The sequence below is a fragment of the Acinetobacter sp. V2 genome, from assembly GCF_001188385.1.
In the GTDB taxonomy this organism is placed as follows: domain Bacteria; phylum Pseudomonadota; class Gammaproteobacteria; order Pseudomonadales; family Moraxellaceae; genus Acinetobacter; species Acinetobacter oleivorans.
In genome coordinates this window covers 48,070-55,971 of record NZ_JZFB01000003.1, presented here as the reverse complement: position 1 = coordinate 55,971, position 7,902 = coordinate 48,070, and the positions used below count along the sequence as shown (strand labels likewise).

The window sequence follows — 7,902 nt, the reverse complement described above, 5'->3', positions numbered from 1 at the left end:
CATGTTTATTGTGGGCTTAATTCCATCATTACTGGTGATTCCATTACGGTTTTTCTTGCCTGAGTCACCACGCTGGCTTGCTTCAAAAGGCCGCTTTAAAGAAGCAGATCAAGTCGTCAAAAGCTTTGAAGACGGTGCCATCAAAAGCGGTAAAACTTTGGCTGAACCTGTGGTTAAAGAAATTAACCCGCAAGGCATGGCAAAAACCGACTGGCGCGAGCTGTTCCGTGGCATTTACCGCAAACGTACCTTTACCCTGTGGGGCATGTGGTTTTGCGTGTATATGGTGAACAATGCCATGGTGACTTGGCTGCCATCTCTTTACAAACAACACTTTGGCTTATCACTTCAAACCAGTTTAGGTTATGGCTGGATTACGTCGGGCGTGGGTGTGATTGCCTCTATTATCTGTGCGTTAATGATTGATAAAGTCGGTCGTCGCCCTTGGTACAGTGCAGCCTTTTTCTTGGCGATTATTCCACTCATGAGCCTCTCGGTTTTAGGCGCAAAATCGGCGATGGAAGTTGTAATTTTCGCAACGATTAGCTATGCCATTTTGCAAACCATTTCATTCTCTTTATACCTTTACGCTGCCGAACTTTACCCAACTCGCCTACGTGCGATGGGCATTGGGTTTAGTACCGCTTGGTTACGTGCCGGCTCTGCAATTGGACCTGTTATGGTGGGCCTCGTGGTTGGTGGCTATGGCATTCAATATGTGTTTAGTGTGCTTGCCGTTGTGGCGCTCATTGGTGGGCTTGTGACCTTCTTGTTTGCCATTGAAACCAAAGGCCAAGTGCTCGAAAAACTCTCTCCTTAATTCATCCATTTCATAAAAAGCTTGCCTAACCTCAGCGTTAGGCAAAGGGCTTATTCATGCTTAAAAAAGGAATTTAAAATGAATAAATATTTGCTATGGGGCTGTATTGGTCTAGGCAGTGTGAGCAACGCTTATGCAGAGCTTCCTCAAGAATTTGGCAAGTTAGAATTAAAGCTTAACACCCGTTACTGGAACGATGAAGGCACTGCCCACCCCACGCTTGCCAACCCTTCGCCTTCGTCGAGTGAATATGAACAAAGTGCTTTAGGGCTTGAGTTAAATTATCAGTCACCTTACTTGTGGGACTGGCTTGGAGTAGATGGCTCACTCTATGCAGTCACCAAATTATTTGACTCTGGCAAACCGAGCGCTCAGCTTTTAGAGGTCGAAAATAACGGCAAGCTTGATCAAAACTTTGCAACTTTAGGTCAGCTCTACATCAAAGCAAAACTCGGCGACAAAGGCGAAATTAAATTAGGCCGTCAGTTGCAAGACTCACTCTTGCTTAAAAGCACCAACAACCGCGCGGTGCCCGATACTTTTTCGGGTGCGAGTGGTCAGTTTCAACTGAGTGATCAGCTACAAACTTACATGGCTTACTATGACCGCTGGAAACCGCGCAGCATGGACTCATTTGAAAAACTGGTGACTGAAAATGACGAGCGAATTGATTATGTCGGTTTACTCGGCGCCAAATATCAGTACAAAAACTGGAGCTTGAATGCTGAGTATTTAAATAGCAAAGATTATTTAAAAAAGTACGGAGCGATTGCTCAATATAAATTGCCGATGCATGGCCTTGTGTGGACATTTAACACAGGGGCTTTTTTCTCGCGTGATGATGGCAAGCTGTTTAAATGTGGTGCCGAAACCGAGCTGGACTGTGTCAAAGGCCAAGACATTAACAACCGTGGCAATGGTTATTTTGTCGATGTAAATGTGGCCAAGAATAATCTCGAAGGCGGCATTGCCGTTTCAAAGTTTGATGGTTTTTGGATTGAAGATAACTTTGCAGTGCACTCCGACCGCAACTCGGTTTTAACGCAAGACCACGGCACCAACCCATTTCCGACCTCTGCGACCATTGGCCCTGACTTTACCAATAACGATGAAACTGCCGTTGCCCTTCGCCTGAAATATAACTGGAAAGACTACGTGAAAGGTTTAAAAACCGAAGCGAAGTATATTTATGGCTTTGGCGCGCACCAAAGTAACATCAGCAGTGATATTGAGGGTAAAGAGCGTTACTTTGACTTTACGGTGAGTTATGCCTTGCCGTGGGTGAAAAACTTAGATGTGCGTTATACATTTTTGCATTATGAGTCAAAGTTTGAAAATGCAAACTTAGGTGAAAAAATAAATGGAATGACACGTAAAGATTGGGACCAGCACCGTGTATTTATTAATTACCGTTATACATTTTAAGCACAGGCTAAACGTTTAGTTTAACTTTATTATATTTATTAATTCACCGATTTAAATCGATAAACTTTTGAGTTTATTTAAAATATAAATTTATATTTTAATTTTTTATAATATTTTATTTAAATTGAATTGACCTGTTAAAAACTTATGATTATTATGGTCTCGCTGGCCTACATTGCCAGTCGGTTTTGACAGACCGAGTATACAGCGTATCAGGTAAATACTCCCTGAGTATGAGACTTGTGCGCAACTTGCACCTCCCCCTTACCGTTGCGGTAGGACGGGAGGGGGACGCGCTTGCGCGTGCTGGTTTGTATACCCAGTCTGTCAACCCTCTTCCGTTCTACCACCATAATCAATTGACGGTGATCTTTGGTGGTAGAGCTCCATAAATTCTAGGAGTTGACCATGACCTTTTTTATATTAATTCCCTATCCTCTCTCGTAATTTTATTTATTTAAAATTTAGGCTTTTTCTCACCTAAAATATTTTAAATTTATAAATAATTTTATTTTAAAATTTTAATCATTTTATTTTCCTGTATTTCAGGCGGGTTAACTATTCCCTTTTTAAATGATTTTAATACTTTAAATATATGCGGCTTATTTTTTATTAATAACTTAGTGAAAATTATCACGAGAATAATATGAAACTTTATAAACCTATTTTGGCTTTAAGCCTTTTAATAGGCGATTACGGTGTTTCTGGTTGCGACATTCACACTCAGCAGGATTTTGAAGAAATTTGCCTGTCTGGTGGGCACACCCAAGCCAGTTGCGACTGTATTTACCAACGGCTTGAACAAGTGTATTCGCATAAGCTTATGCAACGTCTAGAACATGTCAGTTTGCAAAGTCCTGCTCTCCCACAGGACTTTGCCCCTACTTTTTTTAGCGTGATGCGGCGGTGCGATAAAGAAGACATGGGCTAAGCATTTGGCTTAGCTCCCTTATCTCTGTGTCGCAATGGTGGATGACTTTAAATCAGCGCAAAAAATTAAAGTTCTGTTGTGGCACGGGGGCCTTGGGGAATTAAACCTGAGGTATAAATGAATATTGATGCATCCACTTATAACCAGTTAATACTTCAGCTTTACTAAATCGTTTCTTCTCTTCAGACCAAGCGTAAAATTCTTTTAAAAGCTGCTCTTCAGTAACAGATTGCTTTTTCTCAAGTAAACGTAACAAACAAGCAAAGAGTGTTGCAACAATTTCTATATGATCAGATTTGCTCGTTCTAAAGAGTCCTAATAATAGATTGAGTTCTGATGCTTCTTTTGCAAAGAATCTTTCGAAATCTGTCTTATGCTCCCCACATTTTCGAAGTTGTTTGTACTTTGGTGTTTCATCTTTATGATAGCTAAACCACTGACGCTTTTTAAATTCAGTATCAATGTATATTGCTATATTACGGTCATATGGACCAGCAGCATGTTGTTTAAAGTCAGCAGCTAAATCCATATGTTTTAACTGTTGACACAGATAAATCAACTTTTGTAGTTTTAAATGACCAAATGTAGGCTCTGTATGCAATTGAAACGTGATTTCAGCAGCTAGAGACAGAAGTTTTATATCATCTTCAACACTATCATTTGCAAATAAATCAATTTGATTAGAATTTTTTTGCTTAGATTCTTTGACTGATTCAATTGGCTTTTTAAACAGGACAATGTTATCTGCAATTTCAAACTTGCTTTCATCAGTCGGATCACTCAAGATATTAGCAACCAAACTCTCTGCTAAATCAAGCTTAGTTTTTTGTAATTTAATTTGAAGTATTTGTAGTTTCTCAATCATACAAAAGAGTTGATTTACTTTTTCAACAATTCTCAGTTGTTCATTAAATGGGGGCAATGAAATTATTAAATTTAATATCTGTTGACGTGAAACATTTCTCATTGAGTCACTTGTACCACTTGATACCTTTGCATAATAGCTTCTTGCAAATTTTGTTTTATTATATAAATTAATATAATCTTTAGAACAAAAGTTAGTCAGTTTTAATCTTACAATTTTATCACTCAACATTAAGTGTTTTGGTGGATTATACGCAATCACACTTTTAGCTACTAATTCTGCTGTATTTGCTCTAGAAATCAAAAAGTCACCATCACGTACTTCAATATCGGCTCTAGGCTCTAATTCAAGAGGCAATGATTTATTTTGCAAAGGGTCAAAAGAATCCCATGAAACAGCACTAACTTTTAATACCCCCCAATTATCCCCAATTCTTGGAAAAGGCTCACAACTAGGACTCCACCCAGCATCACTTTCTAATACTAATGTATCTAAACGGGCTAATTCCCAGTTACTAGGCAATTTAAATAAATTTTCCTCATTACTTATTTCTGGCAAAGACTTAGATTTTTTTATTCTCCCCTCCTTTATTAATCTTGATTTCTCTTCAGCAATCTGCTCAAGTAATACTCTTGTGCAGTCATCATTTAGATCTTGTTTTACTAATTTGCCCATCACAGCTAATTGCAAAATTGTTTGTTTTAGTTGTTCGATACTGTATTCAGTAGTAAATAATAAATTAAAGTTGTTTGAAATATATTGCCAGTTTTGTTGAAATTCTTCTACATCAGATGAATTAGTCAAAATACCTAACAATGTATCAACTAATTGCTCATGCGCTTGTGAACTTAAGTTTTGTTGCTCTTCAAGCTGATCACAAATTTGCATCAGTTCATTGACTTTAGCAATGATATGTTGTTGTTGCTCTAGTGGAGGTAAGGGTATCCATAAATTATGAATGTTACCCATTGATATATTATCATTGGTTGAGTTCTTTGCCTTTTCTATAACTTTTTGCGTTAAAGAACTTTTCAATACTAAATTAATATAATCTGCATTTATACAATTAATAGGTTTAATTGTTGCCACACGTTGATTAGCAATTAAAGGCTCTGGTATAGATTTCAAAAAACATGTTTTACCTACAGTCCCACCAGTCATTGCCATTAGTATATTATTAGAATGAATTAAAAAGCTCTTTAGATTATCTGAGTATTGATGACGCACAATATTATTAAATTTCAAACCTAATTCATCGAAATCAGATATACGGATGACACGAATACCCTCATCGGAATAATTAATACTCTTAAAAGCAAAACCACCATTTATAACTGCTAAATTAGCTAATTTATCCCATTTCCAAGATTTTGGAATCTGATAAGGATAACTAGTCTCTATAGTATGAATAATTTGTTTTTCCGATATATCACCAGATTTTATTAATAATACAATTTCTTCATCAATTTTTTTTTGAAGCTTAAAAATACATTCATTATTAATTTTTAATGGTAAAAGCTTACCTTGTATTGCTAAGTCGATAATCAACTCACGTAACTTCTGTACTCCATAAATTGAATTACTAGAACTTGAACTACGCCCACGTCCAGACTTTTTCGCCGTTTCTGCTGTTAACCAAATATCTAAATGCTCAGTAATAAGTTTTTTAACATCTGCCATTTTACTCATCCTGAATTACTGACCTAAAGCTTCATCTAAAATTGCTTTTAATTGCTGGCGAATTTTAGCAACCTCAGCTTCAAGATTCGTATATTTAGCTAAAAGTTCTTTAGGGTCTTTTACATCCTCTTCAACCTGATGTGGATTTTTAATATCAAGGTTATAGCCCCGATCAATAATATCTTGAAGAGATACTTTCCATGCTTGTTCATTTGCTACACGACTAGCAAATCCATCACTTTCTTTCCCCCACCATGATTTTAGAGTATCGAACTCTTTTAGTTGTAAAGGCTTGGTTTTGTTATAGGCTTTTACACCCTGTGGTAATTGATGCTCATAGAACCATACATGTTCTGTTTTCTTACCCTTAGTAAAGAACAAAATATTGGTACTAATGGGGGTATAAGGTGCGAATACAGACTTAGGTAAACGGACAATCGTATGTAGATTACAATCTTCCATTAATTTTTCTTTAATAGCTGTTTTAATGCCTTCACCAAACATAAAACCATCAGGCAATACCACCGCTGCACGACCATGAGCTTTTAAAAGCTGAATGATCAGCACCATAAATAAATCGGCAGTTTCACGAGTCTGAAATTTTGAAGGAAAATTCTTTTCAATGCCTTGTTCTTCCGTACCACCAAATGGAGGATTAGTCAGAACTACATCTACACGCTTATTTTTATCCCAATAGTTTAGAGAATAAGAGAGAGTATTATCTCTACGGATTTGTACAGGTACATCAATACCATGCAAAATCATATTGGTTGTACATAGCAAATGCGGCAAAGGCTTCTTTTCTATTCCGTAAATACTATTTTGTAATATCTTTTCATCTTCAGCAGTTTGAACATAATTTTCACGTTTATGTTCAATTGCAGAAGTAAGGAATCCACCTGTACCACATGCAGGATCAAGTACAGACTCACCTAATTGGGGATCAACGATCTGCGCCATAAAAGTGGTGACTGCACGTGGAGTATAAAACTCCCCTGAATTCTTCGCTGCTTGCAAATCACGTAATAACTGTTCGTAAATATCACCAAAGGCATGACGCTCTTTAGATTTATTAAAATCGAACCCTTTCTGTATTTGGTTAATGATTTTACGAATTAAGCCGCCAGATTTCATATAGTTATATGCATCAGAAAATACATTTTGTACTACACGAGCGCGTGGGTCATCATTTTCAACAGCTAAATTTTGTAATGCTGGAAATAATTCATTATCAATAAAATCTTTAAGTTCATCCCCTGTCATCCCCTCATCATTAGCAGCCCAATTACGCCAACGAAATTTTTCAGGAATCGGAGATTTAAAAGTTTGCCCTTCCAATAAAGCCAAAGTTGCCAGTTCATTTTCTCGGTCATCAACAACTTTAAGGAACAACATCCACACCAACTGTCCAAGACGTTGTACATCACCATCAACGCCTACGTCTTCACGCATGGTATCTTGAATGGATTTAATTGTTCCTGAAATGCTCATATTACAACTGCATTAGATTTTAAAAATTTGGCGGCAATTGTACCAATCAGGCAATTAAGATGCATCATCATATAAATGATCTCCTAATTCTTTTAAAGCATTTGTATACGCTTCAACCGATCCAAATGACTGAATAATTTCAATGATTGATCCCATTTGATTAAATGGAGGAATTTGTAAAATCTTTACATCTTCAATAGGCTCAATCCCCTGATCTGCATATTTATCTAATAATGCATCTAATACCTGACGAGCTTGATCATTATATTTCGTGAAATAATTACGTTTACGAACATTGTTAGCACGTTCTTTTTTAGTTAACGCAGGTTGGTCAAAAGCAACGTGGCAAATCATATCAAAAGGATCAAAATCTTTACCTACCTCATCCTCTAAGGCTTCAAAAATTACGCCTTGCTTTTTGAACTCATCAATAATAAGTGACTTCTTATCAGCACCTTTCCATTTTCTTAAAAATGCATCTAGTGATTCATAATCCTTTAAAATATGTTGCCGTGTATAATCTTTCAAAGACTCAGTAACTAATTTCCCATCATTATCATAGAACTGAACTCGTTCCCCAATCACGTTAACTGAGACATCATTTACATAAAATTTTCTTGGTAATTCTCCACCACCCCCACCAGTATCATCACCACCAGAAGTACCGCCTATTGTTGAGTCGTCATCAGA

The 7,902-nt window shown here is 37.0% G+C and carries 6 protein-coding genes; 3 read left to right on the top strand and 3 right to left on the bottom strand.

Translation table 11 applies throughout. From position 1 onward, the window contains the following. The 3 genes from UC75_RS21280 to UC75_RS11200 form a co-directional block, all read left to right on the top strand. Positions 1 to 820 (top strand): MFS transporter (locus UC75_RS21280; RefSeq protein ID WP_228137293.1); only part of this gene is annotated, 820 nt, incomplete at its 5' end. A 78-nt stretch (positions 821 to 898) separates the two neighbouring features. Further along, entirely contained in the window at positions 899 to 2,245 is a 1,347-nt protein-coding gene (locus UC75_RS11205) for an OprD family outer membrane porin (RefSeq protein ID WP_049837640.1), read from the top strand. Between the two features lie 646 nt (positions 2,246 to 2,891). After that, entirely contained in the window at positions 2,892 to 3,176 is a 285-nt protein-coding gene (locus UC75_RS11200) for a hypothetical protein (protein WP_004794079.1), read from the top strand. Positions 3,177 to 3,276: 100 nt separating this feature from the next. On the opposite strand, the gene UC75_RS11195 is transcribed toward UC75_RS11200, so the two are convergent. From UC75_RS11195 to UC75_RS21275, 3 genes are all read right to left on the bottom strand, one after another. Beyond that, complete coding sequence (locus tag UC75_RS11195) at positions 3,277 to 5,721, bottom strand: restriction endonuclease subunit S (protein WP_049837639.1); 2,445 nt, start codon at positions 5,719 to 5,721, stop codon at positions 3,277 to 3,279. A 15-nt stretch (positions 5,722 to 5,736) separates the two neighbouring features. Further along, positions 5,737 to 7,212, bottom strand: a complete 1,476-nt coding sequence (locus tag UC75_RS11190; RefSeq protein ID WP_049837638.1) for a type I restriction-modification system subunit M — start codon at positions 7,210 to 7,212, stop codon at positions 5,737 to 5,739. Between the two features lie 54 nt (positions 7,213 to 7,266). Next, positions 7,267 to 7,902: type I restriction-modification enzyme R subunit C-terminal domain-containing protein (locus tag UC75_RS21275; RefSeq protein ID WP_322842895.1), on the bottom strand; the 636-nt coding region annotated here is incomplete at its 5' end.

Excerpts from the sequence above, each read along its gene's own strand:
- UC75_RS11190 (WP_049837638.1), bottom strand. The coding sequence starts at position 7,212 with ATGAGCATTTCAGGAACAATTAAATCCATTCAAGATACCATGCGTGAA.
- UC75_RS11200 (WP_004794079.1), top strand. The coding sequence starts at position 2,892 with ATGAAACTTTATAAACCTATTTTGGCTTTAAGCCTTTTAATAGGCGAT.
- UC75_RS11195 (WP_049837639.1), bottom strand. The coding sequence starts at position 5,721 with ATGGCAGATGTTAAAAAACTTATTACTGAGCATTTAGATATTTGGTTA.
- UC75_RS11205 (WP_049837640.1), top strand. The coding sequence starts at position 899 with ATGAATAAATATTTGCTATGGGGCTGTATTGGTCTAGGCAGTGTGAGC.